Source organism: Verrucosispora sp. NA02020, assembly GCF_013364215.1.
In the GTDB taxonomy this organism is placed as follows: Bacteria; Actinomycetota; Actinomycetes; order Mycobacteriales; family Micromonosporaceae; genus Micromonospora.
This window is the reverse complement of record NZ_CP054923.1, coordinates 4,697,404-4,715,164: the sequence shown is the minus strand read 5'-3', so window position 1 is coordinate 4,715,164 and position 17,761 is coordinate 4,697,404. Positions and strand designations below refer to the sequence as shown.

The following is a 17,761-nucleotide window of genomic DNA, read 5'->3' as shown; positions in this document are numbered from 1 at the left end:
GACGACCGGCCGACCGTACGGCGACGGCACGGTGGCCCGCGCGGTGGTGACCGGCATCGGTGTGGTCGCGCCCAGCGGGGTGGGTGCCGACGCGCACTGGCGGACCGTGCTCGCCGGTCGGCGCCGCACCGGGCCGATCACCCTCTTCGACGCCGCCGGCTACCCGACCCGCCTCGGTGGCGAGGTGGCCGACTTCGACCCGTCCCGGTACGCCGACAACCGCGCCCTGGTGCAGACCGACCGGTGGACCCACCTCGGGTTCGCCGCCACCGGACTGGCGCTGGCCGACGCCGGGCTGCCCGAGCAGGCCCCCGACCCGTACGCGTGGGCGGTCACGTTGGCCAGTTCCTCCGGCGGCAACCTGTTCGGCCAGCGGGAGCTGCAACGGCTCTGGTCGTCGCCGAGCCGCACCGTCGGGGCGTACCAGTCGATCGCCTGGTTCTATGCGGCCAGCGTCGGGCAGCTCTCCATCCGGCACCAGGCCAAGGGTCCGTGCGGCGTGCTGGTGGCCGAGTCGGCCGGTGGCCTGGACAGCCTCGCCCACGCGGTCCGCACCGTACGACGGGGTGCCTCCGTGGTGCTCGCCGGGGCGACCGAGTGCCCGCTGAGCCCGTACGCGCTGGCCTGTCAGCTCCGGTCCGGCCTGCTCAGCGGCGAGACCGACCCGGAGCGGGCCTACCGGCCGTTCGACGCCGGAGCCAGCGGCTATCTGCCGGCCGAGGGCGGGGCGGTCTTCGTGGTGGAGGAGTGGGGTCACGCGGTGGCCCGGGGTGCCCGGATCTACGGCGAGGTGACCGGGTGGGGCGCGACCCACGACGCCGCGCACACCACCGCCGAGTCCGCCGGGGACCCGGGGCAGTACGCCCGTGCCATGCGGCTGGCCCTGGGGCGGGCCGGGGTGGAACCGGCCGAGGTGGACGTGGTGATCCCCGACGCGCTCGGGGTGCCCCGCTACGACCGGGCCGAGGCCGAGGCGCTGCGGTCGGTCTTCGGCGGACTCGCCCCGCCGGTGACCACCCACAAGTCGCTGACGGGGCGGGCACACCAGGGCGGTTCGGCGCTGGACGTGGCCACCGCGCTGCTCGCCTTCGCGCACGACACGCTGCCCGCGTCGGCCGGCCCGGACACCGTGGCTCCCGGCTGTGACCTGGGCTTCCTGCGGGCGGCCCGGCGTCCGCGCAGCCGGTTGGCGCTGGTCTGCGCCCGAGGGTTCGACGGATTCAACAGCGCGCTGGTGCTGCGCGGCGCGCCACCGAGCGGAACGGAGTAGTGATGACGTCAGGAGAGCGCGGGGACGGGACGGGCCCGCCGCGAGGCCGGGTGGTGTTCCTGGTCCGGGTCCCCGCCGACCGCACCGAGGACTTCCTGCGGGCGTACGAGGCGGTGCGCCATCTGGTCGCCGACGGGGTGCCGGGGCATCTGGTCGACCAGGTGTGCCGCTCGGCGACCGATCCGGAGCAGTGGCTGATCACCAGCGAGTGGGTCAGTCTGGCCGACTTCGAGGCGTGGGAGCGCAGCCCCGAGCACCGTGACCTGGTCCGGCCGATGCGGGAGTGCTTCACCGACGCCCGCTCGTTGCGGTTCCAGGTGTACGCACAGACCCCGGTCCCGGCCTGAGCGGACACCCCGGATCGCACGTTCGGTCACCTGGTGTGTACCGGGAGTGGGCACACGGACCTGATCCTGCCCGCTGAAGGGGGCGTCGACAATCCCGCCAGTCGCCCTTTCTCCTTAAGCCATTTGCATCTGGCAATGCGCGTTGCGGCTGCCGTACGGTTCCCGCAGCACTGGCGAGACACGTTGTTCCCGCGTCGACACAGGACGGTGGCGATTCACATGACGGGCCCGCTGTACCTCCCGACCGAGTCGAGTCGGCCCGTACCCGCCGACCCGTTCGGACGTCCGGTCGGCGAGTGGCGACCGGAGCGGGTTCGCGGTGGCCGTGCCGAGGGCGCGGGCGGGGAGTCGACCCCGCGGCACGTCGGTCCGACGGTGGGAGCGGTCCCGGCCGACGAGTGAGGCCCGCCCGGCCGGAGGTCCCGTCGACGATTACCTCACACCGACGACCGTCCACATCGGCCCGTCGACGTTCGCGTGCCGCCGCCGTGGGAGCGCTTCACCGGCTCCCGCCGTGGTGACGTAACGGTCCACGGCGTACCCGGCCGGGTCGACGAGGGTGGTTCCTCCGATGCCGACGATCCGGGACTCGTTCGGTCTCCGCACACTTCACAATGCCCGAAACCGGGGTCGGTCGTTTGGTCCGCCGACGCTGCCCGAAAGGGCAGAACCCAAGCTCTCCGGCCGTGACGAATCCGCCTGAGGGTTGTGGGCGGCCGGGTATGCCGGGATATTGCTGTGATCAATCCCCCTGATGCCTCACACCGGCCTGCGTGGCCTTGTCGGTGATTGGAGACCGCGTGTCCACACAGGTTCCCGACCGATGCGCCCTGCCGGCGTGCGACCACAGACCGGCGCGGGCGCCGAGGAGTCTGTGGTGACAGGCGGCAGCATCCGCAGTCGGCTCGCCGCCATCATCGCCCTGCCGGTGGCGGCCGTGCTGCTCCTGCTCGGCTACGTGACGGTCGTCGAGGTGTCGTCGTACCAGGCCGTCCGCAAGGCCAGCGAGTCGGTCTCGCTCGCCCTGCAGGTGCAGGACCTGACCCAGGAGTTGCAGGTCGAGCGTGGCATCAGCGCCGCGCTGCTCGGTGGCAACGAGGGCTTCCGCAACGAGGTCGCCCCGGCCCGCGAGCGGGTGGACGAGCGTCGCCGGGCGGTCGAGGAGGCGATCTCCGACGGACCGGTGGCCGACCGGGTCGGCGCGGCACTGCGGGAACTCGACGGACTGGACGTGGTGCGGTCCGCCACCGACAGCGGCAGCGCCGGTCGGGCCGCGACCTTCGACTTCTTCACCGAGCGCATCGCCGCCCTGAACCGCCTCGACTACGACCTGGACCAGGCCGAGGACCCGCAACTGCAACGGCACGTGGCGACCCTGACCGCGTTGAGCCGGATCAAGGAGAGCACCGCCCAGCAGCGCGCGTTCCTCAACGGGGTCTTCTCCGCCGGTGGCTTCGCCGACGGCGAGTTCCTCCAGTTCGCCGAGATGCGCGCGACCCGCGACACGGCGCTGGCCGACTTCGAGGAGCGGGCCACCCCGAGCCAGCGGGCCGCCAACGACTGGGTGCTGGACACCGGCGCCGCCCGGGTGGCCGGCTTCTTCGAGCAGGTCGCGCTCGACTCCGCCGACGGCCGTCGGGTGCAGGTCAACCCGCAGGCGTGGTGGTCGGCCCTGACCACCGTGCTGGACGGCATGCGCCACATGCAGGAGTACGTCGGCGCGGAGATCGAGGCACGGGCCGCGGAACGGCAGGGCGAGTCGACCCAGCGTCTCTTCGTGCTCGGCGCGTTGGTGACGTTCTTCCTCGCCGGTGCGGTGGGTCTGCTGGTGCTCGCCTCCCGGTCGATCACCCGCCCATTGGCGAAGCTGGCCGCCGAGGCGCGTGACCTCGCGGCCAACCGGCTGCCCGCCGCCGTGCGGCAGCTCCAGGACGGCACCGAGGAGAGCGAACCCCGGGCACCGGACCCGGTCCAGGTGCCGGCCCGATCCAGCACCGAGGTCCGCTCGGTGGCCGGTGCCCTCGACCAGGTCCAGGCGGTGGCCTTCCGCCTCGCCACCGAGCAGGCGGTGCTGCGTCGCAGCACCACCGAGTCGCTGGCCAACCTGGGCCGACGCAACCAGAACCTGCTCCGCCGTCAGCTCAGCTTCATCACCAAGCTCGAACGGGAGGAGACCGACCCGGCCGGGCTGGCCAACCTCTTCGAACTGGACCACCTCGCCACCCGCATGCGCCGGAACGCGGAGAGCCTGCTGGTCCTGGTGGGGGCCGGCGGTCCCCGCCAGTGGACCCGCCCACTCGCGATCGCCGACGTGATCCGGGCCGCCATCTCCGAGGTCGAGGAGTACCGGCGGGTGCAGATCCGCCGCATCGACGACGCCTGGGTGGTCGGCGCCAACGTCAGCGCGGTCGCCCACATGCTCGCCGAGCTGGTCGAGAACGGGCTGACCTTCTCGCCGCCGGACTCCGACGTGGAGATCCAGGGCCGGCGCAGCGGGCAGGGCTACCTCGTGGCCATCACCGACCAGGGCATCGGCATGTCGCCGGAGGACATGGCCGAGGCCAACGCCCGCCTGCGTGGCGAGGTCGACTACGTCTCGGCCCCGACCCGCTACCTCGGCCACCACGTGGTCGGTCAACTCGCCCGCGACCTGGGCATCGACGTCCAGCTCGCGCCCTCCCCGGTGACCGGGGTGACCGCCCGGGTGATGCTGCCGGCCACCGTGTTGACCAACCGGAACGCGATCGCCCCGGACGACGGGGCGGACGGGGTCGGCACCACGCAGGCGGCCATCACGGTCACCTCCAGCACCTCCCGGTCCGCCGCCGAACCGGCCGCGCCGCCGGTCCTGCCGTCGGTGCCCGTCGCGCGTCCGACGCCGGCCGTCGGTATCGCCGGGGTCAACCCGCGGACCGCCATCGACGCGCCGCCGTCCACCTCCCACGTCGCCCCCGCCGTGCCGCGCGGGCACGACCGGCCCGTCGCCGGTCGGCCGCCCACCATCGCCGGTGAGGTGTCCGCCGTCGGCCCGGTGGAGGAGCGCACCACCAACGGGCTGCGCAAACGCTTGCCCCGTGAGCGGCGCGTCACGGCGCCCGCACCGGCCGCCGACCCGGTCGCGTCCGCACCGCGTCCGGCCGCCATGGACGACTCGCCGATGGAGATCCGGAACCGGTTGACCGCGCTGCGGGCCGGGACGCTCCGCAGCCAGGGCGACCGGCCGACACCACCGACCCGGTCCAGCGACGACACCACGACCGAGCCTTGGGGGGCCCGTGAAGGTTGACATCCAGAGCGATCCACACCAGTTGAACTGGCTGCTGGCGAACTTCGTCCGGCAGACGGACGGGGTGCGCGACGCGGTCGCCGTCTCGTCCGACGGGTTGCTCATCGCCGTCTCCACCGGACTCAACCGGGGTGCCGGCGACCAGCTCGCCGCGATCGTGTCCAGCATGGCCAGCCTGGCCCGGACCGCCTCCCGCAAGTACGACTTCGACGGCCTCAAACTCATCATGATCGAGATGAGGCGCGGCTTCCTGCTGGTGTCGGCGATCAGCGACGGCAGCTGCCTGGGGGTGCTCGCCGACGGCGACTGCGACCTGGGCCTGGTCGGCTACGAGATCTCGCTGCTGGCCGACCGGTTCGGCACCATGCTGACACCGGCGTTGATCTCCGAGTCGAGACGAGTGCTGCCCCGGTGAGCGGTGCCGGACCGCGGCTGCCCGACCCGCGGATGATCCCGTACTGGAGCGCGGCACCGGCACCGGTCGGCCCGGCTCCCGAGCCGCCGCCGCCCGCACCGGAGTCGTCCGACGCGGAGGCGGTACGCCCGTTCCTGCTCACCGGTGGACGTACCCGCCCGGTCCAGGACGGGCTGCGGGTGGAGACGCTGCTCTCCGCCCAACCGGCGGCACTCTCCGCGCCGCTGCGTTTCGAGGCCCGCCGGATCGTCGAGTTGTGCCAGCGGCCGATCACCGTGGCCGACCTGGCGGTGGCGCTGCGGGTGCCGCTCGGCGTCACCCGGGTGCTGGTGGCAGACCTGCTCAGCGAGGGCTACCTGCGCCGTGAGGAACAGGGCGAGCTCTCCGTCGCCATGATCGAGAGGATCAGGGACCGTGTCCGCGCTCTCTAGCCAGCCGCCCACACCCACCGCGGTCAAGATCGTGGTGAGCGGGGGGTTCGGCGTCGGCAAGACCACCTTCGTCGGTGCGGTGTCGGAGATCGAGCCGCTCGTCACCGAGGCCGACCTGACCGAGGTCTCGGTGGGGGTCGACGACACCTCGGTGGTGGCCGGCAAGACCACCACCACCGTGGCCCTGGACTTCGGCCGGATCAGTCTCGACGAGTCCCTGCTGATGTACCTGTTCGGCACGCCCGGACAGGACCGGTTCGCCTTCCTCTGGGACGACCTGGTGGACGGCGCGCTGGGCGCGGTCGTGCTGATCGACACCCGGCGGATCGAGGACTGCTTCCCGGCCATCGACTACTTCGAGGACCACCACATTCCGTTCCTGCTGGCCGTCAACACGTTCGAGGCGACCCGCCGCTTCGCGCTGGCCGAGGTGCGGGAGGCGCTCGGCGTCGCGGACGACGTGGTGCTGGTGGAGTGCGACGCGCGTCAGCGGGAGTCGGTCAAGCAGGTGCTCGTCGCGCTCACCGAGGTGGTGCTGGCGCAACGCCTCGCGCGGGCCGGCGTCGGTCGCTGACCAGCGGACGGCAGCACCCCTGCGGCACGGCACCCCGGCGGCACCGCAGCCCCTCCGGCACCTCGGCCGGGCGCAACGACGAAGAGGAGAAGAGGCAGCGATGCAGAGATCAGGGTGGACCAGGGCGGTGGCCCTCGCCTGCGTGGCCGCACTGGCACTGACCGGCTGCGCGGCCGACATCCAGCCCCGGATCGCGCCGCCGGGGCCGCCGGAGCGGACCGAGTGCGGCACGCTGACGCTGGCCAACCTGCCGTGGATCGGGTACGAGGCGAACCTCGCGGTGATCGGCTACCTGGCCAAGAACCGGCTCAACTGCACGGTGGTGGTCAAGGACCTCACGGCGGAGGAGGCCTGGGAGGAGGTCGCCGCCGGCAGCACCGACGTCATCCTGGAGAACTGGGGCCGCGAGGGCCTGAAGAAGAAGTACATCGACGAGGAACGCAAGGCCGTCGAGCACGGCATGACCGGCAACCAGGGCGTCGTCGGCTGGTACGTGACGCCGTGGCTGGTCGAGCAGCACCCGAACATCACCAACTGGCGGAACCTCAACGACTACGCCTACCTGTTCCGGACGCCCACCTCCGGCGGTCGGGGTGTCCTGCTCAACGGCGACCCGTCGTACGAGACCAACGACCGGGCGTTGATCCGCAACCTGAAGCTTAACTACACGGTCACCACCGTGGGCAGCGAGGACAAGCTCATCGAGGCGTTCCGGGAGGCGGAGCGCGACCGTCGGCCGGCGATCGGCTACTTCTACGCGCCGCAGTGGTTCCTCGCCGAGGTCGACCTGGTGCACGTCAAGCTGCCGCCCTACACGCCGGGCTGTGACGTGGACCCGGAGAAGGTGGCCTGCGACTACCAGCCCTACGACCTCGACAAGATCGCCAACCGGGAGTTCGCCGAGTCCGGCAACCCGGCCGCCGACCTGGTCAAGAACTTCCAGTGGACCAACGCCCACCAGAACGAGGTGGCCCGCTACCTCACGGTCGACGAGTTGTCCCACGACGAGGCGGCCAAGAAGTGGCTCGACGCCAACCCGGACGTCTGGCAGGACTGGCTGCCCGCCGACTGAGTCGGCCCACCCGGCGGAACGCGTCCCGCTCCGCCGCCGGACACCGGTCGACGGCGTGACCCGGTACCCCGGGCCACGCCGTCGACCGGTCAGCGCGGCGGGTCCCGGGCGGCTAGAGTCCGACCTCGTGCATCCTCCCGAGGTGAGCGTCGCGAGCCCGGCGGACCGGACGCCGGTGGTCGACGCCCTGGTGGCCGCGTTCCGCACGGATCCCGTGGTGCGCTTCTTCTTCCCCGACGACGAGACCTACCCTCGGTCGGCCGCCGTCCTCTTCGGACACCTCTTCGACAAGCAGGTCGTCAAGGGCACCGTCTGGACGGTCGAGCAGGGTGCCGCGACCGCCATCTGGGAGCCGCCGGTGGCCGGCACGGCCGTCCTCGACGACGGCCGCCGCCCGGCCCTGCCCGACGACGTGCTGCGCCGGGTGCACGCCTACGACCAGGCGCTGCGTGCCGTCCTGCCCCACCATCCGCACTGGTACCTGGGCATCCTCGGCACCCACCCGGCCCATGCGGGCCGCCGGTTGGGGCGTGCCGCGATGAGTGCCGGGCTGCGGCGGGCCGCCGAGGCGGGGCTCCCCGCCGTGCTGGAGACCGGCAACCCGGTCAACGTGGAGATCTACCGGCGTGCCGGCTGGGAGTTGGTCGACACGCTGACCGACCCGATCCCGGTCTGGGTGATGCGACGGTAACCCGGGCCCACCCGCTTCACCCGGGCCCACCCGCTTCACCCGGGCCCATCCGGGCCCTCAGCAGGCCCATGCTCCCGCCTCCACCGCAAGATCACGCTCGATCCGGGATCGAGTGGTCATCGTCGCGTTCGGATACCACTCGATCCCGGATCGAGCGTGATCTTCGGTAGGCGGGCGCTTCTCCGGCTGCCGTTGGGAGATCTGTGCCGGTGACCAGCTCGGTGTCATCCGAGCTGTCAGACCTTGGGTGGCGTTGTGTCGAAGGTGCTGCCTGGACGGTGATCGAAGTGCCGCCGTAAGCCCCTGCCGGACGAGTCGGATGGAGGGCGCTGTGCCGATTCATGTGACGGTAGCGTGCCTTCTCCACCTACTATCCGATATGGAGGACGGATTGGTTTCCAGACTGGTCCGGATGGCACTCGTCGTCACCTTGGCACTGGCCGGGGGTGCCGTGGCCGTGGTGTCACCCGCGCAGGCTGCCCCAACGAAGTTCAAGAACTGCACCGCCCTGAACAAGAAGTACCGGCATGGCGTCGGCAAGAAAGGCGCGCGGGACAAGGTTCGCGGCAGGACGAAGCCGGTCACGAACTTCAAGGTTTCGACGGCGATCTACAAGGCGAACACGAAACTCGACCGTGACAAGGACGGCGTCGCCTGCGAGAAGCGATAGCGCCAGGCCGCCGACCGGCACACTCCAGACTCACCACCGGTGATGCCGGTCTGCGACCTCGCCGATCATGGAGTTAGGGCCTTGACTTAAGCCGCTAATCGTGGCATTTCGCCTACCACAACTCCATGATCGGCGGGGACGGGCGGGGCCAGCGGGGACGGGCGGGGGCCGGCGGGGACGGGCGGGGCCAGCGGGGACGGGCGGGGGCCGGCGGGGACGGAGTCAGGCGTCGGGTGGTGCCGTCGTGGCGCGGTGGGCGGCGGCGAGGCGCTTCGGCGCGCGGGCGAACCACGCCTCCGTGATGATCTCGGTCAGTTCGGCCCCGTCGATCCGGTCCAGCCGCACCAGCACCGCCGGGTAGCCGTCGAGGTGCGGCGTCGTCAGGTAGACGGCCGGGTCGTCCGCGAGCAGTGCCTCCTTGACGCCGAGGTCGGCGACCCGTACGCCGAGGATCGGGCCGGTCGGCGCGGACGGTCCGAGCGCGTCGAGGTCGGCTCGGCGCAGCGGGCGCTCCCACACGAACGACTTGTCCCGTACGGTCCAGGCGGGCAGACCGTCGTAGGAGGGGCGCTCACCGGTCTCCGGCAGGCTCAACGCGATCCGACGCACGTCATCCCAACTCGCCACCGCCCGACCATACGCCCCGGCCGGGATCGACGGTGGGCACGCGCCGGTCGCGCCCGGCGTGTCGGAGGCCATTGCCCGGGTTCTTCTCGGCAGCGACACACCGCGTTCGTCGGAAAGCGAACGGTGACCTTCGCCGTATCGTGCTCCTGCGTGGACGGTCATAATGGGCGGCATGGTTGCCTGGGAGTACGCCCTGCTGGTCCGCCGTTACCAGGGACAGGGCCGCAATTTCCATGTGTCGTTCGTCTGGTACGGCCCGGACGGATCGCGTAAGGACGTCACCGCGTACGGCGACACCGCCGTGGCGCACCTCAACCGGTACGGCCGGGAAGGCTGGGAACTGGTCACCGCCGCCGAGGACGTCAACAACGTCCAGGGCAGCACCGAGGTGCACCGATACCACCTCAAGCGTCCACTGAACTGAGCCCACTCCACCGTCGGTCGACCACCGCCCGGGAACGCGTTGACGGCGCGTCCCGGGCGTCGTCACGCTTGTCGACAGATGTCGATGCATGCGCGTCGGCCGGTCTGTTGCAGGGGGTAACCATGCGCAAACGCAGGATCCTGGCGCCGCTGGCGGCGCTCGCCACGGTGGGCGCGGCTCTGGTGGTCGGTGCGGCACCGGCTCAGGCTGATCCGCCCGGCGGCACGCTGCGCGGGGTGTACTACAGCTACGACTTCTGCCGCTCGTACGGCTTCACCGGCGCCGCCGAGGGACGATGGGACTGGTGGTACTGCGAGCAGAGCTACGCCCCGCAGAGCGCCCAGTGGTTCCTCTGGACGTTCGACTACTCCTGATCGTCCCGGTGCGCGTCGGGCCGGTGCACCGGCCCGACGCGCCTGCGTCGTCAGCCCAGGTCGACGTTCGGGTACAGCGGGAATCCGGCCAGCAACTCGCCGGCCTGCCGGCTGACCTTGTCCGCCAGCGCCGGGTCCAGCACGTACTTGGCCTTGGAGGCGGTGCCGTCCGGGTTCGCCCCGGCGCTGGTCTGGCTGAGCACCGTGTGGATCAGCTCGGCGGTGCCGTCCATCTCGGCCGTGCCCAGCCCGCGCGTGGTCAACGCGGGCGTGCCGATCCGGATGCCGGAGGTGTACCAGGCGCCGTTGGCGTCCTGCGGCACCGCGTTGCGGTTGGTCACGATGCCCGAGTCGAGCAGCGCCTGCTCGGCCTGCCGGCCGGTCAGCCCGTAGCCGGTGACGTCGATGAGCACCAGGTGGTTGTCGGTGCCGCCGGTGACCAGCGTGGCACCCCGACGCAGCAGCCCGTCGGCCAGCGCCTGGGCGTTGTCGACGATCCGCTGGGCGTAGTCGGCGAAGTCGGGGCGGCGCGCCTCGGCCAGCGCGACCGCCTTGGCCGCCATCACGTGCGGCAGCGGCCCGCCGAGCACCATCGGGCAGCCCCGGTCCACCTGGTCGGCCAGCTCCGGGCCGCAGAGCACCATGCCGCCGCGCGGGCCGCGCAGTGACTTGTGCGTGGTGGTGGTGACGATGTGCGCGTGCGGCACCGGGTCGAAGTCGCCGGTGAAGACCTTGCCGGCGACCAGACCGGCGAAGTGGGCCATGTCCACCATGAAGGTGGCGCCGACCGAGTCGGCGATCTCCCGCATGATCCGGAAGTTCACCTTGCGCGGGTACGCCGAGTAGCCGGCGACCAGCACCAGCGGCCGGAACTCGCGGGCCGCCTCGGCGACCCTGTCGTAGTCGACCAGCCCGGTGGCCGGGTCGGTGCCGTAGCTGCGCTGGTCGAACATCTTGCCGGAGATGTTCGGCCGGAAGCCGTGGGTGAGGTGGCCGCCGGCGTCCAGCGACATGCCGAGCATCCGCTGGTCGCCCAGCTCCCGGCGGAGCGCGAACCAGTCCTGCTCGGTGAGGTCGTTGACGTGCCGGGCCTGCGCCCGCTTGAGCGCAGGGGACTCCACCCGGTCGGCCAGGATCGCCCAGAACGCCACCAGGTTGGCGTCGATGCCCGAGTGCGGCTGCACGTACGCGTGCGACGCGCCGAACAGCTCCCGGGCGTGCTCGGCGGCGAGCGCCTCGACCGTGTCGACGTTCTGGCAGCCGGCGTAGAACCGGCGCCCCACCGTGCCCTCGGCGTACTTGTCGCTGAACCAGTTGCCCATCGCCAGCAGGGTGGCCGGCGAGGCGTAGTTCTCGCTGGCGATCAGCTTGAGCGACTCGCGCTGGTCGACCAGTTCCGCCCCGATGGCGTCGGCCACCCGGGGCTCGACGGCGCGGATGACCTCCAGCGCGCTGCGGAAAGCGGCGGATTCGGCGTTCGGCGGCATGCGACCTCCTGGTGACGTGCGGAAGGCCCAGGCGCTCGGCGTGCGTCCTCATGACGGGGCCGCTTCCCGATGGTGCTCCATCTCGACGCGCCAGTCACGGCCCCCGCCGATCCTAGCGGGTGGGCTCTCCGGCCCCGCGCACACCGGGTCGGACCCGTCCCGACCGGCCCCGCGAGGTCGCCACCGCGCCGGCCGTACGCGTCGTACGCTCGGCAGATGGCGACCTCGGCCGAGGAGATCCAGGTGGGGCGGCGGACGGTGCGCGTCTCCAGCCCGGACAAGCCGTACTTCCCGGAGCGCGGGCTGACCAAGCTCGACGTGGTGCGCTACTTCCTCGCCGTCGGCGACGGCATCCTGCGCGCGCTCAAGGACCGGCCGACCATGCTCGAACGCTGGCCGCGCGGCGTGTTCGAGGGGGCGACGATCGCCACCCGGCAGGACAACCGGGGCGACGCCTTCTATCAGAAGCGCGTGCCGGCGGGCGCGCCCGACTGGGTGGGCACCGCCCACATCACGTTCCCCAGCGGGCGCAGCGCCGACGAGGTCGCGCCGGGGGAACTGGCGGTGGTGATCTGGGCGGTCAACCTGGGCACACTGCGGTTCCACCCGTGGCCGGTGAACCGGGCCGACGTCGAGCGGCCGGACCAGCTCCGGATCGACCTGGACCCGCTGCCCGGGGTGGGGTTCGACCAGGTCGTCCCGGTGGCGCACGAGGTGCGTGGCTTCCTCGACGAGCTGGGCCTGACCGGGTTTCCGAAGACCACCGGCGGGCGCGGCCTGCACGTGTACGTCCCGATCGAGCCCCGGTGGAGCTTCGGCGACTGCCGTCGGGCGGTGCTGGCGCTCGGCGGCGAGATGCGGCGGCGCCGGCCGGACCTGGTCACCACCACCTGGTGGCGTGACCAGCGGGACCGACCGGTCTTCGTCGACTACAACCAGATGGCCCGGGACCACACGATGACCTCGGCGTACTCGATCCGGCCGACGCCTGCGGCGCTGGTCTCCGCCCCGCTGGACTGGGCCGAGCTGGACGACGTACGGCCGGGGGACTTCGACGTGACCACCATGCCCGCCCGGTTCGCGGAGCGGGGCGACCCGCACGCCGGTCTGGACGGGCCACGGTTCTCGCTGGACCCGCTGCTGGAGCTGGCCGACCGGGAGGGGCTGGCCGCGCCGCCGGAACGCTGAGCGGCGGTCAGGCCCACGGGCTGCGGACGCCGTCGTACTCCTCGAAGACCAGCCAGCTCCGGGTGGACAGCACCCCGGAGATGCGCTGGACCCGGTCCAGCACCACGTCCCGCAGGGTGGCGTTGTCCGGTGCCCGGACCAGGGCGAGTACGTCGTGTTCGCCGCTGAGCAGCGCCACGTGCTCGACGTAGCGCACCCGGGCCAGCTCCGCCGACACCTCCCGCCAGGTGTTCTGCTGGATGGTCAGGGCGATGTACGCCGAGGTGCCCAACCCGGCCGGCTCCGGCGCGACCCGGGCGGCGAACCCGGTGACCACCCCGTCGCGCAGCAGTCGCTCCATGCGCGCGTACGCGTTGGTGCGGGACACGTGCACCCGCTCGGCGAGCGTCCGGACGGAGATCCGCCCGTCCCGGGTCAGTTCGTCCAGGATCCGCCGGTCCACCTCGTCCAACCCTGGTGCCGTTCGTCCCGTGCCACCCCGCAGGGGCACTGTGTCAGCGGTCTCCTGGCTCACCCGAGCCTCCCATCAGTGCCATACATCCCGCCTTCACCGGCCATCTTGAGTCAATCATCCGACCAAAGGAGCATAGGTCCACCACACGTCCAGGAGGTTCCGCCGTGACGACCACCCCTCAGGCGGCCCGCAGGGCAACCCCGCGGAAGCGCCGGTCGGCCACCCCGACCGCGCCCGACCCGGCCGCTGCCCTGCTTCCCCAGGCCGATCCGGTCCGGCTGCTCAATCCGGACGGCACCCTGCTGCCGTCCCGGGCCGACTATCCCGAGCCACCCGTGGCGACACTGCGCGAGATGTACCGCCGGATGGTCGTCGGCCGCCGGTTCGACGCGCAGGCCACCGCACTGACCAAGCAGGGCCGCCTCGCGGTCTACCCGTCCTCGCGAGGGCAGGAGGCGTGCCAGGTCGGCGGGGTCCTCGCGCTGCGCGAGGACGACTGGGTCTTCCCGACCTACCGCGAGTCGATGGCGCTGACCGCGCGGGGCATCGACCCGGTCGAGGTCCTCACCCTGCTGCGCGGCGACTGGCACTGCGGGTACGACCCGGCCGTGCGCCGCACCGCGCCGCAGTGCACCCCGCTCGCCACCCAGTGCGTGCACGCCGCCGGCCTGGCCTACGGCGAGACCTACCAGGGGCGGGACACGGTGGCACTGGTCTACGTCGGTGACGGCGCGACCAGCGAGGGCGACTTCCACGAGGGGGTCAACTTCGCCGCCGTGTTCAAGGCCCCGGTGGTCTACTTCGTGCAGAACAACCGGTACGCGATCAGCGTGCCGCTGTCCCGCCAGACCGCGGCCCCGTCACTGGCCTACAAGGGCGTCGGGTACGGCGTGCCGAGCGAGCAGGTCGACGGCAACGACCCGGTGGCCGTGCTCGCCGTGCTGGAGAAGGCGGTGGCGCACGCCCGCGCCGGCAAGGGGCCGTTCCTGGTCGAGGCGCACACCTACCGGATGGAGCCGCACACCAACGCCGACGACGCGACGCGCTACCGCGACGCCGACGAGGTGGAGGCGTGGCGGGACCGCGACCCGGTGGCCCGGCTGGAGGCGTACCTGCGCTCCCGTGAGGCCCTCGACGACGACGCCGTCGCCGCCGTCGCGCAGGAGGCCGAGGAGTACGCGGCGGGGCTGCGCGAGCGGATGAACGCCGAACCCACCGTCGACCCGCTCACCCTCTTCGACCACGTCTACGCGCAGCCCACCCCGCAGCTCGTCGAACAGCGCGACCAGGTCCGCGCCGAGCTCGCCGCGCAGGAGGAGGACGCCTGATGGCCACCATGACCATGGCGAAGGCGCTCAACGCGGCGCTCGCCGACGCGCTGCTGGAGGACGATCGGGTCGTCGTCTTCGGCGAGGACGTCGGGCAACTCGGTGGCGTCTTCCGGATCACCGACGGACTACAGGCCCGCTTCGGCGACAAGCGCTGCTTCGACACCCCGCTGGCCGAGGCCGGCATCGTCGGCTTCGCGGTCGGACTGGCGATGTCCGGGCTGCGTCCGGTGGTGGAGATGCAGTTCGACGCGTTCGCGTACCCGGCGTTCGAGCAGATCGCCTCGCACGTGGCGAAGCTGCGCAACCGCACCCGGGGCGCGCTGAGCGTGCCGATGGTGATCCGTGTGCCGTACGCGGGTGGCATCGGCGGCGTGGAGCACCACTGCGACTCGTCCGAGGCGTACTACGCGCACACCCCGGGCCTGAAGGTGGTCACCCCGGCGACCGTCGACGACGCGTACTCGCTGCTGCGGGAGGCGATCGACGACCCCGACCCGGTGGTGTTCATGGAGCCGAAGAAGCTCTACTTCACCAGCGCCGAGGCGGACCTGCCGACGCGGACCGCTCCGTTCGGCCGGGCGGTGGTCCGTCGGCCTGGCCGGGACGCCACCCTGGTCGCGTACGGGCCGGCGGTGCCGGTCGCGCTGGAGGCCGCCGAGGCCGCCCGCGAGGAGGGCTGGGACCTGGAGGTCGTCGACGTACGCACCATCGTGCCGTTCGACGACGCCACGATCGCCGACTCGGTCCGGCGTACCGGCCGCTGCGTGGTGGTGCAGGAGGCACAGGGTTTCGCCGGAGTCGGCGCGGAGATCGCCGCCCGGGTGCAGGAACGCTGCTTCCACGCGCTGCACGCGCCGGTGCTGCGGGTCTCCGGGCTGGACATCCCGTACCCGGCGCCGATGCTGGAGCACACCCACCTGCCCTCGGTCGACCGGGTGCTGGACGCGGTGGCCCGCCTCCAGTGGGACGACCAGCCGGACTCCCGCTGGCTCGCCGAGGTGCCGGCATGAGCGAGCGGAGCGAGCGAGTCATCGGGTGCGGTGCGGTGGAGTCTCATGGCGGCACGCAGCGGAGCGGAGTGCCGGCATGAGCGAGCAAGTCTTCTTCCTTCCTGACCTCGGTGAGGGGCTCGCCGAGGCGGAGATCGTGCAGTGGCGGGTCGCGGTGGGTGACGTGGTCACCGTGGACCAGACCGTGGTCGAGGTGGAGACCGCCAAGGCGGTCGTGGACGTGCCCTGCCCGTACGCCGGCCGGGTGGTGGCCCTGCACGGCGCGGAGGGCGAGGTGCGTCCGGTCGGCCAGCCGTTGATCACGGTGGCCGCGCCGGTCACCGACGGTGCCGCCGGCGCGACCGAGCCCGCCGGGCACGCGGTCTACCGCGAGGAGGAGCGGGCCGGCTCGGGCAACGTGCTGATCGGGTACGGCACCGGGCACGGTGCCACCCGCCGCCGTCGGCGTCCCCGCCTCGCCCCGACCGCGCCGGTCACCGCCCCGAGCCTTGCTCCGGCCGCGCCGACCCCGTCGGCGGTCGGCGCGGATCCGTCCGCGACGCCGGCACTGGTCATCTCGCCGATCGTGCGGCGGCTGGCCCGTGCGCACGGCGTCGACCTGGCCACCCTGCGGGGCACCGGACCCGGCGGAGTGGTCCGCCGCGCCGACGTGGAGGCGGCGGCCGACGCGTACGCGACGGACCGTTCGGTCACGGGTACGCCCGCGCCGGGCCTTACGACGCGGGGCCTTCCGCCCGCGACCGGCCCCGCGACGCCGGACCTGCCGGCCGGGACCCCGGCGCATGTCGGACTCGCTCCGGCCGACCAACGGGACCAGGTGATCCCGTTGACCGGCATCCGCCGGGTGATCGCCGACAAGCTCTCCCGCAGCCGGCGGGAGATCCCGGAGGTGACCATCTGGGTCGACGTGGACGCCACCGGGCTGCTGGGTACCCGGGCCGCGATCAACGCCGCCCGACCGGACCAGCCGGTGAGCATCCTGGCGCTGCTGGCCCGGATCTGCCTGTCCGGGCTACGCCGGTACCCGCAGCTCAACGCCCGGGTGGACACCGAGGGGCAGCGGATCGTCCAGTCCGCCGCCGTGCATCTGGGCATCGCCGCCCAGACCGATCGTGGCCTGCTGGTGCCGGTGCTGCGCGACGCCGACCGGCTCACCACCGCCGAGCTGGCCGCCGAGCTGGCCGCGACCACCACCGCGGCGCGGGCGGGTGAGCTGCCACCGGCCCGGCTCACCGGGGGCACGTTCACGCTCAACAACTACGGGGTGTTCGGTGTCGACGGTTCCACCCCGATCATCAACCACCCGGAGGCGGCGCTGCTCGGAGTGGGCCGCATCGTGGACAAGCCCTGGGTGGTGGAGGGAGAGCTGGCGGTGCGCAAGGTGACGCAGCTCAGCCTCACCTTCGACCACCGGGTCTGCGACGGGGGAGTCGCCGGTGGCTTCCTGCGGCACGTCGCCGACTGCGTCGAGCAGCCCGCCCTGCTGATCGCCGCCGTCTGAGCCCCGTCCGCCCCCGCCCCGCCCGGCCTGCGCCCCCGGCCCGCGCCGCCCGCCCCCCAGGCGTCGATCATGGAGTTGTGTACAGTGCATAACGGCATATAGAGGTCGAATATCCGGCCACAACTCCATGATCGGCGCAGGCGGCATGATCGGCGCGGACGGGAACCAGACGTCCATGATCGGCGTGGGCGTGGACAACTTCACCTCCTGCTGGCCGTAAGGTCGCCATGCGGTCGATGCCTGTCCTGTCCGACCCGTCCAGGTGTCTCGCAGCTTGCAGTTCTCTGGCCGACCACCGACCACACGCACGAAGAGTCGCGCCCGACCACGCGCGGCGCCCCCAAGGCCGCTTCCCAAGATCGCCCCTTTGATCAAGGAGTTTTGGTCTGGGTGGGCGGCGGATTCGGACCAAAACTCCTTGATCAACCATGTTCCGGCGTGGGCGTGGGCGTGGGCGTGGGCGTGGGTAGGTCGGGGCGGGGGCTCGGCGGCTGAAGGGACGCCGGGTCCACGGGTGGCCGTACGCCCGAGACCGGGCGAAGCGTCGTGGACCGGCGGGTGCGCGGACAATGGACGCAGGTCGCCGACTAACGGTCGGGATATCACGGT

19 protein-coding genes and 1 riboswitch are annotated in these 17,761 nt (G+C 72.2%); of the genes, 16 read left to right on the top strand and 3 right to left on the bottom strand.

The features are described from left to right. Positions 1 to 31: 31 nt before the first annotated feature. The 10 genes from HUT12_RS20590 (at position 32) to HUT12_RS20545 (ending at position 8,756) form a co-directional block, all read left to right on the top strand. Positions 32 to 1,270 (top strand): beta-ketoacyl synthase N-terminal-like domain-containing protein, encoded by a 1,239-nt coding sequence (locus tag HUT12_RS20590; RefSeq protein WP_131054101.1) that lies wholly within the window; start codon positions 32 to 34, stop codon positions 1,268 to 1,270. 2 nt (positions 1,271 to 1,272) lie between these two features. After that, positions 1,273 to 1,617, top strand: coding sequence for an antibiotic biosynthesis monooxygenase (locus tag HUT12_RS20585; protein WP_131054096.1), 345 nt, complete (start codon positions 1,273 to 1,275; stop codon positions 1,615 to 1,617). Between the two features lie 219 nt (positions 1,618 to 1,836). Beyond that, the gene (locus HUT12_RS20580; protein ID WP_176094407.1) at positions 1,837 to 2,019 is read left to right on the top strand and encodes a hypothetical protein; all 183 of its coding nucleotides are present in this window, start codon (positions 1,837 to 1,839) and stop codon (positions 2,017 to 2,019) included. A 475-nt stretch (positions 2,020 to 2,494) separates the two neighbouring features. Continuing rightward, positions 2,495 to 4,903, top strand: coding sequence for a nitrate- and nitrite sensing domain-containing protein (locus HUT12_RS20575; RefSeq protein ID WP_254876902.1), 2,409 nt, complete (start codon positions 2,495 to 2,497; stop codon positions 4,901 to 4,903). Next, positions 4,893 to 5,318: a roadblock/LC7 domain-containing protein gene (locus tag HUT12_RS20570; protein ID WP_131054135.1), complete on the top strand. Its 426-nt coding sequence runs from the start codon at positions 4,893 to 4,895 to the stop codon at positions 5,316 to 5,318. The genes HUT12_RS20575 and HUT12_RS20570 overlap by 11 nt, the downstream gene beginning before the upstream one ends. Further along, complete coding sequence (locus HUT12_RS20565) at positions 5,315 to 5,749, top strand: DUF742 domain-containing protein (protein ID WP_131054136.1); 435 nt, start codon at positions 5,315 to 5,317, stop codon at positions 5,747 to 5,749. Before HUT12_RS20570 ends, HUT12_RS20565 begins: the two co-directional genes overlap by 4 nt. Beyond that, positions 5,733 to 6,323 (top strand): ATP/GTP-binding protein, encoded by a 591-nt coding sequence (locus HUT12_RS20560; protein ID WP_131054137.1) that lies wholly within the window; start codon positions 5,733 to 5,735, stop codon positions 6,321 to 6,323. The genes HUT12_RS20565 and HUT12_RS20560 overlap by 17 nt, the downstream gene beginning before the upstream one ends. 100 nt (positions 6,324 to 6,423) lie before the next feature. After that, positions 6,424 to 7,395: a glycine betaine ABC transporter substrate-binding protein gene (locus HUT12_RS20555; protein WP_131054138.1), complete on the top strand. Its 972-nt coding sequence runs from the start codon at positions 6,424 to 6,426 to the stop codon at positions 7,393 to 7,395. A 127-nt stretch (positions 7,396 to 7,522) separates the two neighbouring features. Then, positions 7,523 to 8,086: a GNAT family N-acetyltransferase gene (locus HUT12_RS20550; protein WP_176094405.1), complete on the top strand. Its 564-nt coding sequence runs from the start codon at positions 7,523 to 7,525 to the stop codon at positions 8,084 to 8,086. Positions 8,087 to 8,498: 412 nt separating this feature from the next. Continuing rightward, a complete protein-coding gene (locus HUT12_RS20545) occupies positions 8,499 to 8,756 on the top strand; it encodes an excalibur calcium-binding domain-containing protein (protein ID WP_176094404.1) in 258 nt (85 codons plus the stop codon). Positions 8,757 to 8,978: 222 nt separating this feature from the next. Here the strand turns inward: HUT12_RS20545 and HUT12_RS20540 are convergent, their stop codons facing one another. Then, complete coding sequence (locus HUT12_RS20540) at positions 8,979 to 9,383, bottom strand: MmcQ/YjbR family DNA-binding protein (RefSeq protein ID WP_131054140.1); 405 nt, start codon at positions 9,381 to 9,383, stop codon at positions 8,979 to 8,981. A gap of 163 nt (positions 9,384 to 9,546) precedes the next feature. Here HUT12_RS20540 and HUT12_RS20535 point away from each other — a divergent pair, with 163 nt between their 5' ends. Further along, entirely contained in the window at positions 9,547 to 9,807 is a 261-nt protein-coding gene (locus HUT12_RS20535) for a hypothetical protein (protein WP_131054141.1), read from the top strand. Between the two features lie 122 nt (positions 9,808 to 9,929). Beyond that, positions 9,930 to 10,181, top strand: a complete 252-nt coding sequence (locus HUT12_RS20530; RefSeq protein WP_131054142.1) for a hypothetical protein — start codon at positions 9,930 to 9,932, stop codon at positions 10,179 to 10,181. Positions 10,182 to 10,231: 50 nt separating this feature from the next. On the opposite strand, the gene HUT12_RS20525 is transcribed toward HUT12_RS20530, so the two are convergent. After that, positions 10,232 to 11,668, bottom strand: a complete 1,437-nt coding sequence (locus HUT12_RS20525) for a glycine hydroxymethyltransferase (RefSeq protein ID WP_176094403.1) — start codon at positions 11,666 to 11,668, stop codon at positions 10,232 to 10,234. A gap of 18 nt (positions 11,669 to 11,686) precedes the next feature. Continuing rightward, a riboswitch (ZMP/ZTP riboswitch) is annotated at positions 11,687 to 11,776 on the bottom strand. 108 nt (positions 11,777 to 11,884) lie between these two features. Between HUT12_RS20525 and HUT12_RS20520 the strand changes: the two genes are divergently transcribed. Then, positions 11,885 to 12,856: a DNA polymerase domain-containing protein gene (locus HUT12_RS20520; RefSeq protein WP_176094402.1), complete on the top strand. Its 972-nt coding sequence runs from the start codon at positions 11,885 to 11,887 to the stop codon at positions 12,854 to 12,856. A 7-nt stretch (positions 12,857 to 12,863) separates the two neighbouring features. Here HUT12_RS20520 and HUT12_RS20515 read toward each other — a convergent pair whose 3' ends face one another. Continuing rightward, a complete protein-coding gene (locus HUT12_RS20515; protein ID WP_236145821.1) occupies positions 12,864 to 13,298 on the bottom strand; it encodes an Lrp/AsnC family transcriptional regulator in 435 nt (144 codons plus the stop codon). A gap of 176 nt (positions 13,299 to 13,474) precedes the next feature. On the opposite strand from HUT12_RS20515, the gene pdhA reads away from it, so the two are divergent. The 3 genes from pdhA (at position 13,475) to HUT12_RS20500 (ending at position 17,152) form a co-directional block, all read left to right on the top strand. After that, on the top strand, positions 13,475 to 14,638 hold the full coding sequence (gene pdhA, locus HUT12_RS20510; protein WP_176094401.1) for a pyruvate dehydrogenase (acetyl-transferring) E1 component subunit alpha: 1,164 nt from the start codon (positions 13,475 to 13,477) through the stop codon (positions 14,636 to 14,638). Next, positions 14,638 to 15,651, top strand: coding sequence for an alpha-ketoacid dehydrogenase subunit beta (locus HUT12_RS20505; RefSeq protein WP_176094400.1), 1,014 nt, complete (start codon positions 14,638 to 14,640; stop codon positions 15,649 to 15,651). Before pdhA ends, HUT12_RS20505 begins: the two co-directional genes overlap by 1 nt. Positions 15,652 to 15,727: 76 nt before the next feature. Beyond that, positions 15,728 to 17,152: a dihydrolipoamide acetyltransferase family protein gene (locus HUT12_RS20500; protein WP_176094399.1), complete on the top strand. Its 1,425-nt coding sequence runs from the start codon at positions 15,728 to 15,730 to the stop codon at positions 17,150 to 17,152. Positions 17,153 to 17,761: the final 609 nt, after the last annotated feature.

What these genes read in the sequence shown, in the direction of transcription:
- HUT12_RS20580 (WP_176094407.1), top strand. Translation starts at nt 1,837, where the DNA reads ATGACGGGCCCGCTGTACCTCCCGACCGAGTCGAGTCGGCCCGTACCC.
- HUT12_RS20535 (WP_131054141.1), top strand. Translation starts at nt 9,547, where the DNA reads ATGGGCGGCATGGTTGCCTGGGAGTACGCCCTGCTGGTCCGCCGTTAC.
- HUT12_RS20545 (WP_176094404.1), top strand. Translation starts at nt 8,499, where the DNA reads ATGGCACTCGTCGTCACCTTGGCACTGGCCGGGGGTGCCGTGGCCGTG.
- HUT12_RS20520 (WP_176094402.1), top strand. Translation starts at nt 11,885, where the DNA reads ATGGCGACCTCGGCCGAGGAGATCCAGGTGGGGCGGCGGACGGTGCGC.
- HUT12_RS20500 (WP_176094399.1), top strand. Translation starts at nt 15,728, where the DNA reads ATGAGCGAGCAAGTCTTCTTCCTTCCTGACCTCGGTGAGGGGCTCGCC.
- HUT12_RS20555 (WP_131054138.1), top strand. Translation starts at nt 6,424, where the DNA reads ATGCAGAGATCAGGGTGGACCAGGGCGGTGGCCCTCGCCTGCGTGGCC.
- HUT12_RS20505 (WP_176094400.1), top strand. Translation starts at nt 14,638, where the DNA reads ATGGCCACCATGACCATGGCGAAGGCGCTCAACGCGGCGCTCGCCGAC.
- HUT12_RS20530 (WP_131054142.1), top strand. Translation starts at nt 9,930, where the DNA reads ATGCGCAAACGCAGGATCCTGGCGCCGCTGGCGGCGCTCGCCACGGTG.
- HUT12_RS20525 (WP_176094403.1), bottom strand. Translation starts at nt 11,668, where the DNA reads ATGCCGCCGAACGCCGAATCCGCCGCTTTCCGCAGCGCGCTGGAGGTC.
- HUT12_RS20585 (WP_131054096.1), top strand. Translation starts at nt 1,273, where the DNA reads ATGACGTCAGGAGAGCGCGGGGACGGGACGGGCCCGCCGCGAGGCCGG.